The organism is Streptomyces avidinii (assembly GCF_014650695.1).
In the GTDB taxonomy this organism is placed as follows: Bacteria; Actinomycetota; Actinomycetes; order Streptomycetales; family Streptomycetaceae; genus Streptomyces; species Streptomyces avidinii.
Window position 1 is genome coordinate 89,070 of record NZ_BMVL01000017.1, and the last position, 16,428, is coordinate 105,497.

17 protein-coding genes and 1 pseudogene are annotated in these 16,428 nt (G+C 70.8%); 12 read left to right on the top strand and 6 right to left on the bottom strand.

Annotated elements, in window-relative coordinates:
* Positions 1-134: 134 nt before the first annotated feature.
* Positions 135-1,646, top strand: a complete 1,512-nt coding sequence (locus IE257_RS32390) for an RDD family protein (RefSeq protein WP_189973407.1) — start codon at positions 135-137, stop codon at positions 1,644-1,646.
* A gap of 88 nt (positions 1,647-1,734) precedes the next feature.
* Complete coding sequence (locus tag IE257_RS32395; protein ID WP_189973408.1) at positions 1,735-2,466, top strand: RDD family protein; 732 nt, start codon at positions 1,735-1,737, stop codon at positions 2,464-2,466.
* 82 nt (positions 2,467-2,548) lie between these two features.
* On the opposite strand, the gene IE257_RS32400 is transcribed toward IE257_RS32395, so the two are convergent.
* On the bottom strand, positions 2,549-2,854 hold the full coding sequence (locus IE257_RS32400; protein ID WP_189973409.1) for a hypothetical protein: 306 nt from the start codon (positions 2,852-2,854) through the stop codon (positions 2,549-2,551).
* A gap of 470 nt (positions 2,855-3,324) precedes the next feature.
* On the opposite strand from IE257_RS32400, the gene IE257_RS32405 reads away from it, so the two are divergent.
* Both IE257_RS32405 and IE257_RS32410 read left to right on the top strand, forming a co-directional pair.
* Positions 3,325-5,679 (top strand): immune inhibitor A domain-containing protein, encoded by a 2,355-nt coding sequence (locus IE257_RS32405; protein ID WP_189973485.1) that lies wholly within the window; start codon positions 3,325-3,327, stop codon positions 5,677-5,679.
* A 112-nt stretch (positions 5,680-5,791) separates the two neighbouring features.
* Positions 5,792-6,094 (top strand): hypothetical protein, encoded by a 303-nt coding sequence (locus IE257_RS32410; RefSeq protein WP_030011756.1) that lies wholly within the window; start codon positions 5,792-5,794, stop codon positions 6,092-6,094.
* On the opposite strand, the gene IE257_RS32415 is transcribed toward IE257_RS32410, so the two are convergent.
* Both IE257_RS32415 and IE257_RS32420 read right to left on the bottom strand, forming a co-directional pair.
* Positions 6,091-6,696 (bottom strand): nicotinamidase, encoded by a 606-nt coding sequence (locus IE257_RS32415; protein ID WP_189973410.1) that lies wholly within the window; start codon positions 6,694-6,696, stop codon positions 6,091-6,093. The genes IE257_RS32410 and IE257_RS32415 overlap by 4 nt on opposite strands.
* A gap of 209 nt (positions 6,697-6,905) precedes the next feature.
* The gene (locus IE257_RS32420; RefSeq protein WP_189973411.1) at positions 6,906-8,234 is read right to left on the bottom strand and encodes a nicotinate phosphoribosyltransferase; all 1,329 of its coding nucleotides are present in this window, start codon (positions 8,232-8,234) and stop codon (positions 6,906-6,908) included.
* 143 nt (positions 8,235-8,377) lie between these two features.
* Here IE257_RS32420 and clpS point away from each other — a divergent pair, with 143 nt between their 5' ends.
* From clpS to IE257_RS32450, 7 genes are all read left to right on the top strand, one after another.
* Positions 8,378-8,692 carry an ATP-dependent Clp protease adapter ClpS gene (gene clpS, locus IE257_RS32425; RefSeq protein ID WP_030010601.1) on the top strand — a complete coding sequence of 105 codons (315 nt, stop codon included), beginning with the start codon at positions 8,378-8,380 and terminating at the stop codon, positions 8,690-8,692.
* A complete protein-coding gene (locus tag IE257_RS32430; protein WP_189973412.1) occupies positions 8,692-9,294 on the top strand; it encodes a DUF2017 domain-containing protein in 603 nt (200 codons plus the stop codon). Before clpS ends, IE257_RS32430 begins: the two co-directional genes overlap by 1 nt.
* Positions 9,295-9,612: 318 nt before the next feature.
* Positions 9,613-11,052 (top strand): amino acid permease, encoded by a 1,440-nt coding sequence (locus IE257_RS32435; protein ID WP_189973413.1) that lies wholly within the window; start codon positions 9,613-9,615, stop codon positions 11,050-11,052.
* Positions 11,053-11,196: 144 nt separating this feature from the next.
* Entirely contained in the window at positions 11,197-11,619 is a 423-nt protein-coding gene (locus tag IE257_RS32440; protein ID WP_189973414.1) for a M67 family metallopeptidase, read from the top strand.
* Positions 11,620-11,696: 77 nt separating this feature from the next.
* Entirely contained in the window at positions 11,697-11,804 is a 108-nt protein-coding gene (locus tag IE257_RS39550; protein ID WP_312847437.1) for a putative leader peptide, read from the top strand.
* A gap of 82 nt (positions 11,805-11,886) precedes the next feature.
* Positions 11,887-12,174: a MoaD/ThiS family protein gene (locus IE257_RS32445; protein ID WP_189973415.1), complete on the top strand. Its 288-nt coding sequence runs from the start codon at positions 11,887-11,889 to the stop codon at positions 12,172-12,174.
* Positions 12,174-13,124 (top strand): PLP-dependent cysteine synthase family protein, encoded by a 951-nt coding sequence (locus IE257_RS32450; protein WP_189973416.1) that lies wholly within the window; start codon positions 12,174-12,176, stop codon positions 13,122-13,124. The genes IE257_RS32445 and IE257_RS32450 overlap by 1 nt, the downstream gene beginning before the upstream one ends.
* A gap of 166 nt (positions 13,125-13,290) precedes the next feature.
* Here IE257_RS32450 and IE257_RS32455 read toward each other — a convergent pair.
* Positions 13,291-13,691 (bottom strand): annotated as a pseudogene (locus IE257_RS32455) (DUF488 domain-containing protein).
* An 11-nt stretch (positions 13,692-13,702) separates the two neighbouring features.
* Positions 13,703-14,122, bottom strand: coding sequence for a hypothetical protein (locus IE257_RS32460; protein ID WP_189973417.1), 420 nt, complete (start codon positions 14,120-14,122; stop codon positions 13,703-13,705).
* A gap of 195 nt (positions 14,123-14,317) precedes the next feature.
* On the opposite strand from IE257_RS32460, the gene IE257_RS32465 reads away from it, so the two are divergent.
* Positions 14,318-15,070 carry an MBL fold metallo-hydrolase gene (locus IE257_RS32465; protein ID WP_189973418.1) on the top strand — a complete coding sequence of 251 codons (753 nt, stop codon included), beginning with the start codon at positions 14,318-14,320 and terminating at the stop codon, positions 15,068-15,070.
* A 74-nt stretch (positions 15,071-15,144) separates the two neighbouring features.
* On the opposite strand, the gene IE257_RS32470 is transcribed toward IE257_RS32465, so the two are convergent.
* Positions 15,145-16,419, bottom strand: a complete 1,275-nt coding sequence (locus tag IE257_RS32470; protein WP_189973419.1) for a PTS transporter subunit EIIC — start codon at positions 16,417-16,419, stop codon at positions 15,145-15,147.
* Positions 16,420-16,428 lie beyond the last annotated feature (9 nt).

The window sequence follows — 16,428 nt, forward strand, 5'->3', positions numbered from 1 at the left end:
TTGACCGAAAACCGTCGTGCAGGGTGTCGTTCGCTCGTTTGCTTGGATTCTCCCGTTACCGGACCTGTCGGGGGGCGGTTCTTGGCTATGGTCCTCCCTTGCACAAGCCTCAAGCCACGATCGGAGTTGGGGACATGACGGCCTCCCCTGGTGACGGCGAGCACGCGGCCCGCGAGGGCTACTACCCGGATCCGTCCATCCCGGGGTACATCCGCTACTGGAACGGCGCGGCCTGGGTTCCGGGTACGAGCCGCCCTGCCCCGCAACCGGCACCCGCCGCGCCCGCTCCCGTCGCCGCCCCGGCGACTTCGGCCGCCCCGGCCACCCCGGCGGCCCGTGGCGGGCACGCGCCGCGCGCGGACGAGACCGGGCCGGTGTTCCTGGACGAGACCTCCATGACCGAGGCGCTCCCGGAGCCCGTGCCCGTGCCGGTGCCTGCACCGGCACCCGCCCATGTCCCCGCTCCCGCCCCCGCCCCCGCGCCCGTTGCCGAGGCGGCCGCGGAGCCCGTGGTGTGGCAGGCCGACCCCGTGCACCAGGCCGGCTTCGGCGGGCCCCGGGACCACCGGGTGTCGTGGGGCAGCGCGCCGGATCCGGAACCCGAAGCGGAAGCCGATCCGGAACCTGTTGCCGCACCGGTTGCGGAAGCCGCCCCGCGGTCCGCGGGCATCTCCCTGGCCCGGACGGCGGCCGCCGCGGCCGCCCCCGCCGCGGCCGCTGCGAGACGCCCCGAGCAGGCCTCCGCCGGGATCCTGTCCGTGCGCTCCCCGGCCGCCCAGAACCCGGCCCCGGCCCCGGCCCCGGCACCGGAGTGGCCCGACGCCCCCGGAGCCGGTGGGTCCGGACTCACCTCCTCGTGGCCCGAGGCGGTCGCCGCCGCCCCTGCCCCCGCCCCTGCCCCCGCACCGGCGCCCGCGCCGTCCCGGACCCGCCCGGCAGCTCCCGCTCCCGCTCCCGCTCCCGCTCCCGCGCCGGCTCCCGCCCCCGAAGCCCCGGCCGCCGACCGGCCCGAGGTGTGGGCCCCGCGCCCGGCCGGAGTGCGCCCGAGGATCGCCGCGGAGCCGCGGCCGCGGACGCCCGAGCCGCGCCGGCCCGAGGAGGCAGCCCCGGGCGACTCCGGCTCCCGGCCCGCCGGGGCCCGTACGCCCCGGGAGGTGTTCGAGCGCATGGCCGAACGGGCCGTGCGCCCCGCCGGGCTGGTGCGCCGCGCCGTGGCCCGCGCCCTGGACTCCCTCGTCCTCGCCGCCGTCGCGGCCGCCGTCGCCCGGCCCCTGCTGCCCCGGGCCGCCGCCCACGTGGAGGCCAAGGTGGACGCCGCCCGGGTGAGCGGCCGCACCACCACCGTGTGGCTCCTCGACGCGACCATCGCCGGCCAGCTGGGGCTGGTCCTCGGCGCGGTCCTCCTCTTCGGGGTCCTGTACGAGGCACTGCCCACCGCCCGTTGGGGCCGCACCCCGGGCAAGAAGCTGCTGGGCGTCCGGGTCCTGGCCACCGCCACCCTGCGCCCGCCCACCTTCGGCGCGGCCCTGCGCCGCTGGCTGGTGTACGCACTCCTCGGCCTTCCGGGCAGCCTCTGGTGCCTCGTGGACCGCCCGCGCCGGCAGGCCTGGCACGACAAGGCGGCCGGGACCTACGTGGCCCGCTGAGGGCGTCCCGCAGTCCCCGGGGCGGGCCCTCCCCCCAAATGGACGCGGTCCCGTTGCGGGGCTGCCGGAGCCGGGTTCGACTCGGGCCATGAGTACCGACCAGCCGCCGCCGGGCCAGCCGCCCGAGGACGACCCGTTCCTCAAGAAGCCCCAGGAACCGACGCCTCCGTCGGGCGGTTCGCCGTACGGCTCGCCGCCCCCAGGAAGCGGCGGTGCGCCGCCGCCCCCGCCCGGAGGCCCGGGTGGCGGCGGGGGATATCCGCCACCGCCGCCCCCGTACGGCGGCGGGGACCCGTACGGCGGGAGCGGCGGCTACGGCATGCCCGACCCGCTCGCCGGGATGCCCCCGCTCGCCGACTTCGGCAAGAGGCTCCTCGCCCGCATCATCGACGTCGTGATCATCGCGATCCCGCTGGCGCTCATCCAGCTGGCCTTCGGGACGAACCGCTACCGGTTCGACACCGACCAGGGCGAGGACGTCAGCGAGGTGGTCACCCGGTCCTACAGCGGCAGCGGCCTGGTGATGACCCTGATCTCGATCCTCGCGTACGTCGGCTACGACTGGTGGTTCACCAAGAAGAACGGCCAGACGGTCGGCAAGAAGGCCATGGGCCTGCGCGTCGCGATGCTCAACGACGGCAGCGTGCCGAACTCCAGCGCCTCCCTCACCCGGGCGGCGGTCCTCTGGCTGCCGACGCTGCTGTGCTGCGCCTGCCTGTGGCCGATCGCGCTGATCGTCTCGATCCTGGTCGACAAGCCGTACAAGCAGGGCCTGCACGACAAGGTGGCCAAGACGGTCGTGGTCCGGGCCACCACCTAGGCCGAGGGCGCGGGCAGCGCGCAGCGCAACGCGGGCGGTCTCCCTCCGGGGAGGCCGCCCGCGCCGCGTCGGGCGTGGTCCGTCAGTGGTGGACGGGGTGTTCGGCCGTGGCCGTCCGGGGCTCGGGCACCCGGGCGGTCCCGGTCGCGCCCTCCCGGGCCGCGGGGGTTCCGGCGGCCGCGGGGGCGCCCGTACGGGCCGCATGGCGGCCGCGGCGCCGCGGGAGCGGCACGGTGAGGGCGACGAGCAGACCCAGGGCGAGCGCCGCGGCCGAGATGACCGCGACGCCGAGGCCGGTGGTCGTCTGCGAGAGCAGCAGCATGGCGATCGTCGACACGACGACCGTGGCGGACCCGTACGCGAGCTGTGCGGCAGTCGGTCGCGGCATGGCGATATCCGTCCTCAGGAGGGGAGGGGGAGTCGGCTCAACCAGTTCGCGTGTCAAGTGACTCTACGACGGGATGCCCGAGTCGGACCGCCGGTATGCGTGACCTAACACACGGTGCCGGAGCACAGGGGGCGCACGGCATCATTTTCCGGGCGATGCCGGGGGGAGAAAGGGGGACGGGACGGACCGTCAGCGGGGTCGGGAAGCGCCGTTCGCCCCGTATGGCTGTGGAACGTCCGGATAGCGGAACTCCCTGACCGCATAGTGCAGTTGTAAGGGTCAAGTCAAGGTCTGTCTTTTCTGGCTTCCCTCCGGTCAAATGTCGTCACTTGAGACGCGCGCCGCGCGGAACCCCCCGCTCCTATGGAGAAGTTCCGACCAACGTTGCGGCCGCGGGAGGGGAACGACATCAAGTGACCAGCAACTCCGCCAGACGGCGTGCGATACGCGCTGCCGCCGTCACCGTGACCATGGCTGCTTGTGCGACAAGCGCCACCTTCTTCACCGTCAGCGCGGCCCAGGCCGAGGGCAAGACCCAGGCCGCGCCCGTGTCTGACGGGCAGGACCCCACCGCTCCTGCCAAGGTCGTCGAGCACGACCTCAAGGGCCCGTTCAGCGAGCAGCAGGCCCAGCAGCGCAAGGCCGCTCTGGACCAGGTGCTCCAGGGCAAGAAGGGCGTCGAGCAGCGCGGCGCCTCCAAGGTCGTCAAGCTGGACGACAAGAAGTACGTCGAGCTCGGCCGCGAGAAGACCGACAAGATCTTCACGATCCTCGTCGAGTTCGGCGACCAGGTCGACAGCACGACCATGCACGACCCGGACGGCCCCGGCCCGAAGCCGGCCGTCCCGAAGTACGGCGGCACCCCCGGTCCGATGCACAACACGATCGCCCAGCCGGACCGCGCCAAGGACAACAGCACGGCCTGGCGCAAGGACTTCAGCCGTCAGTACTTCCAGGACCTGTACTTCGCCACGGGTCAGGGCAAGGACTCGCTGAAGACCTACTACGAGAAGACCTCCTCGGGCCGCTACTCGGTCGAGGGCGAGGTCGCCGACTGGGTCAAGGTCCCGTACAACGAGGCCCGTTACGGCTCCAACTTCTGCGGCCAGAGCAACTGCTCCAACGTGTGGGACACCGTCAAGGACGGCGTCACCGCTTGGTCCGACGCGCAGAAGAAGGCCGGCAAGACCGACGCGCAGATCAAGGCGCAGCTGTCCCAGTACGACCAGTGGGACCGCTACGACTTCGACGGCGACGGCAACTTCAACGAGCCCGACGGCTACATCGACCACTTCCAGATCGTCCACGCGGGCGAGGACGAGTCGGCCGGTGGCGGCGTGCAGGGCCCCGACGCGCTGTGGGCGCACCGCTGGTACGCCTACGGCACCGCGGCGGGCAAGACCGGCCCGGACAACAACAAGGCCGGCGGCACCCAGATCGGCAGCACCGGCATCTGGGTCGGCGACTACACGATGCAGCCCGAGAACGGCGGCCTCGGCGTCTTCGCGCACGAGTACGGCCACGACCTCGGCCTGCCCGACCTGTACGACACCTCCGGTGGCGGCGACAACAGCGTCGGCTTCTGGTCCCTGATGTCGGCCGGTTCCTGGCTCGGCAAGGGCAAGGACTCCATCGGCGACCTCCCGGGCGACATGACCGCCTGGGACAAGCTGCAGCTGGGCTGGCTGAACTACGACACGGCCAAGGCCGCGACGAAGTCCACCCACAAGCTGGGTGTGTCGGCGTTCAACACCAAGGACAAGCAGGCGCTGGTCGTCGAGCTGCCCAAGAAGAAGGTCCAGACGGACATCGTCGCTCCCGCCGAGGGCTCCGCCCAGTGGTGGAGCAACATGGGTGACGACCTCAAGAACACCCTCACCCGCTCCGTCGACCTGACGGGCAAGAAGTCCGCCGCCCTGTCCCTCAAGGGCTGGTGGGACATCGAGGCCGACTACGACTACCTCTACACCGAGGTGTCCACGGACGGCGGCGCCACCTGGACCGCCCTCGCCGGCACCGCCGACGGCACGGCCATCCCGGCCGACGCCTCCGGCAGCCCGTCGCTCACCGGTGTCTCGGGTGCCTGGAAGAACCTGAACTTCCCGCTCGACGCCTACGCGGGCAAGAAGGTCGACCTCCGCTTCCGCTACCAGACGGACGGCGGCGCGGGCGGCAAGGGCTTCGCGGCCGACGCCGTGACCCTCACCGCGGACGGCTCCGCGCTGTTCACCGACGGCGCCGAGAACGGCGACAACGGCTGGACCGGCAAGGGCTTCTCGCGCATCGGCAGCGGCTTCACCAAGGAGTACGCGCAGTACTACCTGGCCGAGAACCGCCGCTACGTGTCGTACGACTCCACCCTCAAGGTGGGTCCGTACAACTTCGGCTTCGGCAACACCAAGCCGGACTGGGTCGAGCACTACCCGTACCAGGACGGCATGCTCATCTGGCAGTGGGACACCAGCCAGAAGGACAACAACACCAGCGTCCACCCGGGCCAGGGTCTGATCCTCCCGATCGACGCCAACGCCAAGCCCATGAAGTGGGCGGACGGCACCCTGCTGCGCAACAAGATCCAGCCGTACGACGCCACCTTCAGCGCGTACTCCACGGATGCCTTCACGCTGCACAAGAACGGCGAGGAGCTGTTCCTGAAGCCGAAGCCCGCCAACCTGGTCTTCGACGACCACAAGGGCAAGTACTACTACGACGAGAACCCGACCGGATCGGTGAAGGTCACTGACACCAACACCAAGATCAAGATCCTGAAGGAGACCTACGACGGTGAGGTCATGACCATCGAGGTCGGCCCCTCCTCGAAGTAACTCGGTAAAACCGCAGGTCAAAGCATGATCGGCCGTCGCCCTCTAGCGGGCGGCGGCCGTTCGCGTTTAGATGCCCGGTACGAGTTTCTTATTGACGGGGGAGATGACAGCCATGCCAGGCGGAGGTTTTGTCAGATTGCCGGGCGGCAGTGTGGTGGTTGCACTCATGCTGCCGAGGCCGTCCGGAGAAGGTGGAAATGTCCGCGTGCTGGTGCACGCCGCGAACCGGGCCCGCGCCCTGACCAGGCTGCGGAACCTCGGGATGCGGGCGGTGTACCTGCGTGGCAACGCGCACCCGCCGACGCCGGACGAGGTCACGGCCGTCCTGCACCACCCGGACGGGCTGCTCTGGCGCGGCGCACCCGACCGGGCGCAGGAGCTCTGGCACCCCATCCGGGCCCTGCTGGGTACCTAGGAGGTCGTCCGGGGGCCCTGGTCGCCGACGAGGGTCACCCCGGCCGCACGGAGCTCGTCCAGGGCCCGTGCGGTCGTGTGCGGGGCCACGGCGGCGGTCAGGTCCAGCAGGACGCGCGTGCCGAAGCCGGCGCGGGCGGCGTCGAGGGCGGTGGCCCGCACGCAGTGGTCGGTGGCGATGCCGACCACGTCCACCTCGGTGACCTGCCGGTCCCGCAGCCACTGGCCGAGCCCCGTCCCGTTCTCGTCGGCGCCCTCGAAGCCGCTGTACGCGGCCTCGTACGCGCCCTTGTCGAAGACGGCGGAGACGGCTCCCGAGGCGACGGCGGGGGCGAAGTTCGGGTGGAAGCCCACGCCCTCGGTCCCGGCGACGCAGTGCACGGGCCAGGACGTCTCGTAGTCCGGCTCGGCCGGGGGGCGGGCGAAGTGCGACCCGGGGTCGACGTGGTGGTCGCGGGTGGCGACCACGTGCCGGTACGCGGGCGTGGCCTGGCCGATGTACTCGGTGACGGCGGCGGCGACGTCGGCTCCGCCGGTGACCGCGAGGCTGCCGCCCTCGCAGAAGTCGTTCTGTACGTCGACGACGATCAGTGCGCGGTGCATTTCGCGTGCCCTTCGGCTTGATGGTGTGCTGCGGCGGGCCTTGCGGGGGGCTCTTCCCCCACCCCGCCCCTTCCCGAAACTGGGGCCCTGCCCCAGACCCGCCACGGGCGCTCCGCGCCCGCGCCTCGAACGCCGGCGGGGCTCGAAACAGCCCCTCCGGCGTTCGAGGCGCGGGGTTCGGGGCGGAGCTCCCGCAGCGGCCCGCAGGGTCAGACGTACTCCGTGGGGAGCACCGCCTCGCCGCGGGAGAGCTGCGTCGCCGACAGGGGCAGCGCGGCCCGCACCGCGCGGTGGCGGTCCCGGGCCGCCTCCAGCGGCTCGCGGGCGATCACCTCGCCCGCCTTGACCAGCTGGGTCAGGAGCTGGTGATCGGCCAGGGCCGCCGGCACCGGCCCCACACCGATCACCTCCGCCTCCGCCACCCCCTCCGCGTCCCGTCGCCGCGCCGCCCACTTGCGGCCGCCGATCGAGGTCTTCCCGCCCGTGGACTTCTTCGCCACCGGCGCCAGCGCCGCCTTGGGGTCTGCCGAGGTGGCCCGGGCCACCAGCTTGTAGACCATCGAGCACGTCGGGTGCCCGCTGCCGGTCACCAGCTGGGTGCCCACGCCGTACGCGTCCACGGGGGCCGCCGCCAGCGAGGCGATGGCGTACTCGTCGAGGTCCGAGGTGACCACGATCTTCGTCGAGGTCGCGCCGAGCTCGTCGAGCTGCTGCCGCACCCGGTGGGCGACCAGCAGCAGGTCGCCGGAGTCGATCCGGACCGCGCCCAGCTCCGGTCCGGCGATCTCCACCGCCGTGCGGACCGCCTCCGCCACGTCGTACGTGTCCACCAGCAGGGTGGTGCCGCGGCCCAGCGAGGCCACCTGCGCGGTGAAGGCGTCCCGCTCGCTGTCGTGGACCAGGGTGAAGGCGTGGGCGCTGGTGCCGACGGTCGGGATCCCGTACCGGAAGCCGGCCGCCAGGTCCGAGGTGGAGGTGAAGCCGCCCACGTACGCGGCCCGCGACGCGGCGACGGCCGCCAGCTCGTGGGTGCGCCGGGCGCCCATCTCGATCAGCGGGCGTCCGCCCGCCGCCGAGGACATCCGGGAGGCGGCCGCGGCGATCGCCGAGTCGTGGTTCAGGATCGACAGGATCACGGTCTCCAGCAGCACGCACTCGGCGAAGCTGCCCTCCACCCGCAGGACGGGGGAGCCGGGGAAGTAGACCTCCCCCTCCGGGTAGCCCCAGATGTCGCCGGAGAAGCGGTACGAGGCCAGCCAGTCCAGGGTCCGCATGTCGACGACGGCCCGCTCGCGCAGGAACTCCAGCACCGCGCCGTCGAAGCGGAAGTTCTCCACCGCGTCGAGCACCCGCCCGGTTCCGGCGACCACCCCGTAGCGGCGTCCTTCGGGCAGCCGCCGGGTGAACACCTCGAAGACCGAGCGTCGGTCGGCGGTGCCGTTGGCCAGGGCGGCCTGCAACATCGTGAGCTCGTAATGGTCCGTGAAGAGCGCTGTCGACGGCACGTCCACCGGCAGGCCCAGGTCCGCAGGGTTCATGGCTGGGATGCTAGCGCACATTTCGTCAAAGTGACGAGATGTAGGTGTCGATTGTGAGACCGGCCCGTCACGGGGCAGAAGAGCGGTCGGTGACGGGGGCCGTCCGGCCCCTGTTTGGGCGGCGGCGCAGTCGAGGTGGCAGCATGGGACGAGTGAGTGTTGCTCCTGTTGAGATCGAACGCACCGAATCCGCCGAAGAGACCTTCGCGGTCCCCGAACCCGACGTCCCCTGGGTGACCCTGGTGCACAACGACCCGGTCAACCTCATGAGCTACGTGGCGTACGTGTTCCAGGCGTACTTCGGCTATTCGAAGGACGTGGCGCACAAGCTGATGCTCGACGTCCATCACAAGGGGCGGGCCGTCGTTTCCAGCGGCACCCGCGAGGAAATGGAGCGCGACGTGCAGGCCATGCACGGCTACGGCCTGTGGGCGACCCTCTCGCAGGACCGCAACTGATGGGCGGCACCTTCGAGTCCATGAAGGGCGGCGGCGCCGCCATCGCGCTCGACGAGATCGAGATCTCCATCCTGCGCTCCCTGGCAGTCCAGTTGCTGGAGTTGATCGGCCCCGGTGCGCCGGAGCCCGCCGAGGACGCCGACCCGCTCGCCGCGCTGTTCGCCGAGGGCCCCTCCGAGCCCCCGTCCGACCCGGCGCTGGCCCGGCTCTTCCCCGACGCTTACGGCGCCCCGGACGGGACCGGCGACAAGGGGGTGGACCCGCAGGAGCTGGAGGCCCGCTCCGCGGAGTTCCGTCGCTTCACCGAGAACGACCTGCGCGCCCGCAAGCGCGAGGACGCGCTCGCGGTCGTACGCAGCCTGGACGGGCTCACCCCGGCCGGCGACGGGGCGGCGGTGCTGGAGCTGTCCGGCGAGCTGCCGCTGCGCTGGCTCGGCGCGCTCAACGACCTGCGGCTGACCATCGCGGCCCGCCTGGACATCACCGAGGACGACGAGAGCGCGACGCTGTTCCGGCTGCCGGACGAGGACCCGCGCAAGCCGATGGTGATGGCGTACCTCTGGCTCGGCGGCCTCCAGGAAACCTTGATCGAAACCCTCTGAGAATCCTCAAGCGGGAACACCGTTCGCTCAGCGGACGCTCAAATCCGGATAACGATCAGATCACCGCCGTGCGGTGATCTGATCCATTTCCACGTCTTTGGGGTGAATTTTTGATGCCCTGCGCCACATTTCTCCCCCTCCGGCAGCCGTAAGCACGTGATAAATCTTCACGATCGCCGACGGGACGCCACCCATGTCCCCCGGCCCGCTTGGACCGGCTGACCGCCGGCGTGCAACTCCATCCGTATCCGGGGGGATCGAGGACCCGATCCGCAGCCAATGAAGGCGCGGGTCGGCGTGGAGAAAGGCGCACCAGACATGACCTCTGTGCAGGTCGAGCAGCACGACAAGAAGCCCGGCGAGGGCACGCAGGGCGACGGCGGCGAGGGCTACCACCGCACGCTCGGCGCCCGCCAGATCCAGATGATCGCGATCGGCGGCGCCATCGGCACCGGCCTGTTCCTGGGCGCGGGCAAGGCGATCTCCAAGGCGGGCCCGAGCCTGATCCTGGCGTACGCCATCGCGGGCCTGGTCATCTTCTTCATCATGCGGGCCCTGGGCGAGCTGCTCATGTACCGGCCCGTCTCCGGCTCGTTCTCGGACTACGCCCGCGAGTTCCTGGGCCCGTTCTGGGGATACGTCACCGGCTGGACGTACTGGCTGTTCTGGGTGGTCACCGGCATCACCGAGGTCACCGCGGCCGCGCAGTACATGTCGTACTGGACCCACGACAGCTTCCCGCAATGGGCCTACGCGCTGATCTTCACGGTCATCCTCTACGCCGCCAACCTGATCTCCGTGAAGCTCTTCGGTGAGCTGGAGTTCTGGTTCTCCATGGTCAAGGTCACCGCCATCGTCGGCATGATCCTGATCTGCGCCGGCATCCTCACCATCGGCTTCTCCGACGCGGCCGACACCGCCACCGTCTCCAACCTGTGGAACGACGGCGGCTTCTTCCCCAAGGGCATCGGCGGCACGCTGATGACCCTGCAGATCGTGATGTTCGCCTTCCTCGCCGTCGAGCTGGTCGGCGTCACCGCCGGCGAGTCCAAGGACCCCGAGAAGACCCTCCCCAAGGCCATCAACACCGTGCCGTGGCGCATCGCCGTCTTCTACGTCGGCGCGCTGATCATGATCCTGTCGGTCGTCCCGTGGACGCACTTCCAGCCGGGCGTCTCGCCCTTCGTCGCCGCCTTCGAGCGCATGGGCCTCGGCATCGGCGCCGCGATCGTCAACTTCGTCGTGCTGACCGCCGCGCTGTCCTCCTGCAACTCGGGCATGTACTCCACCGGCCGCATGCTGCGCGACCTCGCGCTCAACGGCCAGGGCCCGAAGTTCTTCACCAAGCTCACCAGGAGCGGCACCCCGCTCATCGGCACCACCTTCTCCGCCGCGCTGATGCTGGTGGGCGTCTGGATCAACTACGTCGCCCCGGGCAAGGCCTTCGACTACGTCGTCTCCTTCGCCACCATCTCCGGCATGTGGGCCTGGATCATGATCCTGGTCTGCCAGATCCGCTACCGGGCCAAGGCCGACCGCGGCGAGCTGCCGCAGTCCGCGTTCCGCGCCCCCGGCGCCCCGTACACGAGCTGGTTCGCACTGCTCTTCATCGGCATGGTCATCGTGATGATGGGCGCCGACAAGGACTCCCGCGTCTCGCTGTACTGCGCCCCGCTGTGGGGCCTGATCCTGGGCGTCTCGTACCTGGTCATGAAGTCCCGCGACCCGCGCGGCGCGGCCTTCAGCAAGGCCTCGTAGGACACCGGAGCCCGACCGCAGTACCGGGTCCCCGGCCGCCTGCCGCGGCCGGGAACCGTGCTCCCACGGACCTTGTGTCCATCATGCGGGCCCTTCCGTACCACTCCTCGGTACGGAAGGGCCCGTCTGCTTATCCTGTCGCCCATGCTGACCCTCACCCAGGACCTGTACGACCGGATCGTCGAGCACGCCCGCCAGGACCACCCCGACGAGGCGTGCGGTGTCGTGGCCGGCCCGGCGGGCACCGACCGTCCCGAGCGGTTCGTCCCGATGCTCAACGCCGCCCGCTCGCCCACGTTCTACGAGTTCGACTCGAAGGATCTGCTGAAGCTCTACCGCGATCTGGACGACCGCGACGAGGAGCCGGTGATCGTCTACCACTCGCACACCGCGACCGAGGCCTACCCCTCGCGCACGGACGTCACCTACGCGAACGAGCCCGGCGCGCACTACGTACTCGTCTCGACGGCGGACAAGGACGGCCTCGGAGAGTTCCAGTTCCGCTCCTACCGCATCGTCGACGGAGCGATCACCGAGGAAGAAGTGCAGGTCGTCGAGGCCTACTGACCACGATGTGAGCCATAGGCGTCCACGATGCGGGATCACACTCCAAACGGGGCACCGGGAATCGTTAACATGACCGCATGGTTTCCCACGACGTGAGCATCGAGACGCCCGGCAGGCTGCTGCTCGTGGCGCGGCTGCACGTCGACCTGTGCCGCCTCGCAAGCGCCATCTGTCCTGCTGTCTGAAGCACCAGAGCCCTTCCGCGCGGAGGGTCGACGAACCGCGCGCCGCACCCTTCTCACGCACTCCCGACGACTGGAGACAGCCATGGCCATCGAGGTCCGCATCCCCACCATCCTCCGCACCTACACCGAAGGCGAGAAGGCCGTCTCCGGTGAGGGCGCGACCCTCGCCGACCTCTTCGCGGACCTGGAGACCCGTCACAAGGGCATTCGAGAGCGACTTATCGACCAGGCGGCCGGCGGCCAGCTGCGCCGCTTCGTCAACGTCTACCTCAACGACGAGGACGTCCGCTTCCTCGACGGCATCTCCACCGCCCTCAAGGACGGCGACAGCGTCACCATCCTCCCGGCCGTGGCCGGCGGATCGAAGTAATGCGCTACGACTCCCCGCTGGCCGCGGTCGGCAACACGCCGCTGGTCCGGCTGCCCCGGCTGTCGCCCTCGGACGACGTCCGCCTCTGGGCGAAGCTGGAGGACCGCAACCCGACCGGCTCGATCAAGGACCGCCCCGCGCTCCACATGGTCGAGCAGGCCGAGAAGGACGGCCGGCTCCACCCCGGCTGCACCATCCTGGAGCCCACCTCGGGCAACACCGGCATCTCGCTGGCGATGGCGGCCAAGCTCAAGGGCTACCGCATCGTGTGCGTGATGCCGGAGAACACCAGCCAGGAACGGCGCGACCTGCTGGCCATGTGGGGAGCCGAGATCATCTCGTCGCCGGCCGCCGGCGGCTCGAACACCGCGGTCCGGGTGGCCAAGGAACTGGCCGCGGAGCACCCGGACTGGGTGATGCTCTACCAGTACGGCAACCCGGACAACGCGGGCGCGCACTACGCCACCACGGGCCCGGAGATCCTCGCCGACCTGCCCTCGATCACCCACTTCGTGGCGGGCCTGGGCACCACCGGCACCCTCATGGGCGTCGGCCGCTACCTGCGCGAGCACGTGGCCGGCATCAAGATCGTCGCCGCCGAGCCGCGCTACGACGACCTCGTGTACGGGCTGCGTAACCTGGACGAGGGCTTCGTCCCGGAGCTCTACGACGCCTCCGTGCTCACCACCCGCTTCTCGGTGGGCTCGGCGGACGCGGTGACCCGCACGCGGGACCTCCTCCAGCAGGAGGGGATCTTCGCGGGCGTCTCCACCGGAGCCGCCCTGCACGCGGCGATCGGCGTCGGCCGCAAGGCGGTGGCCGCGGGCGAATCGGCGGACATCGTCTTCGTCGTGGCCGACGGCGGCTGGAAGTACCTGTCGACGGGCGTCTACACGGCCGCGACGACGGAGGAGGCCATCGAGGTCCTCCAGGGCCAACTCTGGGCGTAGCCCCTGCCGTGTCCCCTGCGGGGTCGCCCACGGGTGCCGGGCGCCGCGAAGTTTCCCGGGCTCTGCCCGGACCCGGTCCTCAAACGCCGGACGGGCTGAAAGCCAGCCTCGCCGGCGTTTGAGGACCGGGGTCCGGGGCGGAGCCCCGTGCAGCGGCGCCGCACGGTCAGTCCGACAGGAGTTCCGCGAGGATCGCCGCGTGACTGGCCGCCGGGTCCTTGACCGAGGTCAGGAGCGTGATCGGCCCGCCGCGGCAAGATCGCGCAGGCGGCCGAGCTCCGCCACCGCCCCCGGCTCCGCCAGCTCCGCCTCGTACCGCCGCCGGAACTCCTCCGCCGAACCGCCCTCGTGGAACCACTTCCGCAGCTCCGACGAAGGCGTCACCGCCTTCGGCCACTCTCCCCCAGCTACCGCCGGGAGGTGCCCCCGGACCCCGGCCACCGCCTTCGCGAGGCCGCGGGGCCAGAGCCGGTCCACCAGGACCCTCCCCCAGACTTCGTCCGGGGGGACCCCCGGCCCGTCCGCGGCCGGATCCGGCGGGTCGTACACCCGCCGCAGGCGGATCACCGGCCCCTGCGTCACCGTGCGCCTCCCAGTCCCTTGATCTCGTCCCACACCGCAGGGTCCAGCATCCCCAGCCTGGTCCGGAATTCCCACAGCGACACCTCCGCGGGCCGGTCCGCCTCCAGGAAGCCCGCCCGGCCCTGCGCCCCCACCGTCCCCGGGGGCAGCGGGATCACCCCGGCCCGCCGGTCGTCGTACTTTCCGGTGATCCACGCGACCCGCGCGCGGTGGCCCCGTACCGACCTCACCGCGAGGACCAGGCACGTACGGCCGTCCACCAGGCACCACAGCTCGCCCGCCCTCGGCTGCGGCGGCGGACCGGCCCCGTGCGCCGGCGGGGGCCGCCGGGGCAGCCCGGCCCGACCCCCGGCGAACAGCACCAGCAGCGCCACGGCCACCACCGCGGCCACCGCGGGCCACCAGGACGTGTCCATGTTTCGACCGTAGCCGCGCGGGAACGCCCCGGCATGGCAACGCCCGTACCCACCGTCGCTCCCCCGGGTGACAGCGCAGGTGATTCCCCCCACAACGGCCTGCCGCGGAGGAGCGACCGGACGTTTCGCGCCTTACGCTCGACCCACGCACGGCCCGCATTCCGTCCACGGACCGTCCTCGGAGGTTCACGCTCCATGAAGCTCACCGTCGTCGGCTGTTCGGGGTCGTTCCCCTCCGCGGAATCGGCCTGTTCGAGCTACCTCGTCGAGGCCGACGGTTTCCGGCTGCTCCTCGACATGGGCAACGGCGCCCTCGGCGAGCTCCAGCGCCACATCGGGCTCTACGACCTCGACGCGATCTTCCTGAGCCACCTGCACGCCGACCACTGCATCGACATGTGCGCCTACTTCGTGGCCCGCTACTACCGGCACGAGGGCGGCCGCTGCGGCACCATCCCCGTCTACGGGCCCGAGGGCACCGAGCGCCGCCTGACCACCGCCTACGACGACGTCCCCGACGAGCGCTCGATGAGCGAGGTCTTCGACTTCCGCACGCTGAAGTCGGGGACCTTCGAGATCGGCCCGTTCCAGGTCCGTACCGAGCGGGTCTCCCACCCGGTCGAGGCGTACGGCATCCGCATCGAGCACGGCGGCCGCTCGCTCACCTACTCCGGGGACACCGGCACCTGCCCCGAGCTGGGCCTGCTCGCCGACGGCACCGACCTCTTCCTGTGCGAGTCCTCCTTCACGCACGGCAAGGAGGACATCCCGGGCCTGCACCTGAACGGCCGGGAGGCGGGCGAGTACGCGGCGGGCGGCGGCGTCGGCCGGCTCGTCCTCACGCACATCCCGCCGTGGACCGACCCGGAGCAGAACATCGCCGACGCCCGCGCGGTCTACGGCGGCCGGGTCGACCTGGCGCACGCGGGCGCGGTCTACGAGGTCTGAGTCCGAGCAGTCGGAACGCGGAAGCCCCCGCCCTCCGGGAAGGGAGAGCGGGGGCTTCTTCGGTGGCACGGGGCCTACTTGGCCTCGGCCTTCTCCATCTCGGCCAGCTCCTCGTCGGACTCGCGGCCCGGCGTGGGAAGGTTGAACTTGGTGATCGCGAAACGGAACCCGAAGTAGTAGACGGCTCCGAAGACCAGACCGATCGGGATGATCATCCATGGGTTGGTCGCCTTGCTCCAGCCGAGGCCGAGGTCGATCAGACCCGCGGAGAAGGTGAAGCCCGCGTGGACCCCGAGCGCCCAGGTGATCGCCATGGAGAGGGCGGTCAGGACCGCGTGGATCGCGTAGAGCACCGGCGCGATGAACATGAACGAGAACTCGATGGGCTCGGTGACACCCGTGACGAACGAGGTGAGCGCGAGCGAGACCATCATGCCGGTGACGGCCTTGCGGCGCTCCGGGCGGGCGGTGTGCGCGATGGCCAGGGCGGCGGCCGGGAGGCCGAACATCATGATCGGGAAGAAGCCCGTCATGAACAGACCGGCGTCCGGATCACCGGCGAAGAAGCGGTTCAGGTCACCGTGAACGACCTCGCCGGCGGCGTTGGTGAAGTCACCGATCTGGAACCAGGCGACGGTGTTGACGAACTGGTGCATGCCGATCGGGATCAGCGCGCGGTTGATGGCGCCGAAGACGCCGGCGCCCGCGGCGCCCAGACCGGTCATCCACTCACCGAAGTTGGAGATGACCTCGCCGATCGGCTCCCAGACCACACCGAAGAACACACCGGCGATGACGCCGACGAACGCCATGATGATCGGAACGAGTCGGCGGCCGTTGAAGAAGCCGAGCCAGTCCACCAGCTTGGTGCGGTGGTAGCGCTGCCACAGGACCGCGGCGAGCAGACCCATGATGATGCCGCCGAGAACGCCCGGGTTGTTGTACGTCGCGGCGACGTCGACACCCTTGTTCTCGGTGGTGTTGATGACGGCCTCGGTCACCGGGAAGGCGGTGAGGACGTTCTTGTAGACCAGGAAGCCGACCAGTGCGGCAAGCGCCGTGGAACCGTCCGCCTTCTTGGCGAAGCCGATCGCCACGCCGATGCAGAACAGCAGCGGCAGGTTCGCGAAGACGGCGTCACCGGCGGTGGCGAACACCGTGGCGACCTTGCCCCAGCCGAGGCCGTCCTTGCCGAAGACGTCGGGCTGGCCGAGGCGCATCAGGATGCCGGCGGCGGGCAGAACGGCGATGGGCAGCTGGAGGCTGCGACCGACCTTCTGCAGGCCCTGGATCAGGCCGGCTCCCCGCTTCTTGGCGGGCGGCGCAGCGGCGTCTGTAGCCGTACTCATAACTTCCTC

Bases quoted from the DNA above. Each gene is read 5' to 3' on its own strand.
- IE257_RS32390 (WP_189973407.1), top strand. From the start codon at position 135: ATGACGGCCTCCCCTGGTGACGGCGAGCACGCGGCCCGCGAGGGCTAC.
- IE257_RS32395 (WP_189973408.1), top strand. From the start codon at position 1,735: ATGAGTACCGACCAGCCGCCGCCGGGCCAGCCGCCCGAGGACGACCCG.
- IE257_RS32400 (WP_189973409.1), bottom strand. From the start codon at position 2,854: ATGCCGCGACCGACTGCCGCACAGCTCGCGTACGGGTCCGCCACGGTC.
- IE257_RS32405 (WP_189973485.1), top strand. From the start codon at position 3,325: ATGGCTGCTTGTGCGACAAGCGCCACCTTCTTCACCGTCAGCGCGGCC.
- IE257_RS32410 (WP_030011756.1), top strand. From the start codon at position 5,792: ATGCCAGGCGGAGGTTTTGTCAGATTGCCGGGCGGCAGTGTGGTGGTT.
- IE257_RS32415 (WP_189973410.1), bottom strand. From the start codon at position 6,696: ATGCACCGCGCACTGATCGTCGTCGACGTACAGAACGACTTCTGCGAG.
- IE257_RS32420 (WP_189973411.1), bottom strand. From the start codon at position 8,234: ATGAACCCTGCGGACCTGGGCCTGCCGGTGGACGTGCCGTCGACAGCG.
- clpS (WP_030010601.1), top strand. From the start codon at position 8,378: ATGGGACGAGTGAGTGTTGCTCCTGTTGAGATCGAACGCACCGAATCC.
- IE257_RS32430 (WP_189973412.1), top strand. From the start codon at position 8,692: ATGGGCGGCACCTTCGAGTCCATGAAGGGCGGCGGCGCCGCCATCGCG.
- IE257_RS32435 (WP_189973413.1), top strand. From the start codon at position 9,613: ATGACCTCTGTGCAGGTCGAGCAGCACGACAAGAAGCCCGGCGAGGGC.
- IE257_RS32440 (WP_189973414.1), top strand. From the start codon at position 11,197: ATGCTGACCCTCACCCAGGACCTGTACGACCGGATCGTCGAGCACGCC.
- IE257_RS39550 (WP_312847437.1), top strand. From the start codon at position 11,697: ATGGTTTCCCACGACGTGAGCATCGAGACGCCCGGCAGGCTGCTGCTC.
- IE257_RS32445 (WP_189973415.1), top strand. From the start codon at position 11,887: ATGGCCATCGAGGTCCGCATCCCCACCATCCTCCGCACCTACACCGAA.
- IE257_RS32450 (WP_189973416.1), top strand. From the start codon at position 12,174: ATGCGCTACGACTCCCCGCTGGCCGCGGTCGGCAACACGCCGCTGGTC.
- IE257_RS32460 (WP_189973417.1), bottom strand. From the start codon at position 14,122: ATGGACACGTCCTGGTGGCCCGCGGTGGCCGCGGTGGTGGCCGTGGCG.
- IE257_RS32465 (WP_189973418.1), top strand. From the start codon at position 14,318: ATGAAGCTCACCGTCGTCGGCTGTTCGGGGTCGTTCCCCTCCGCGGAA.
- IE257_RS32470 (WP_189973419.1), bottom strand. From the start codon at position 16,419: ATGAGTACGGCTACAGACGCCGCTGCGCCGCCCGCCAAGAAGCGGGGA.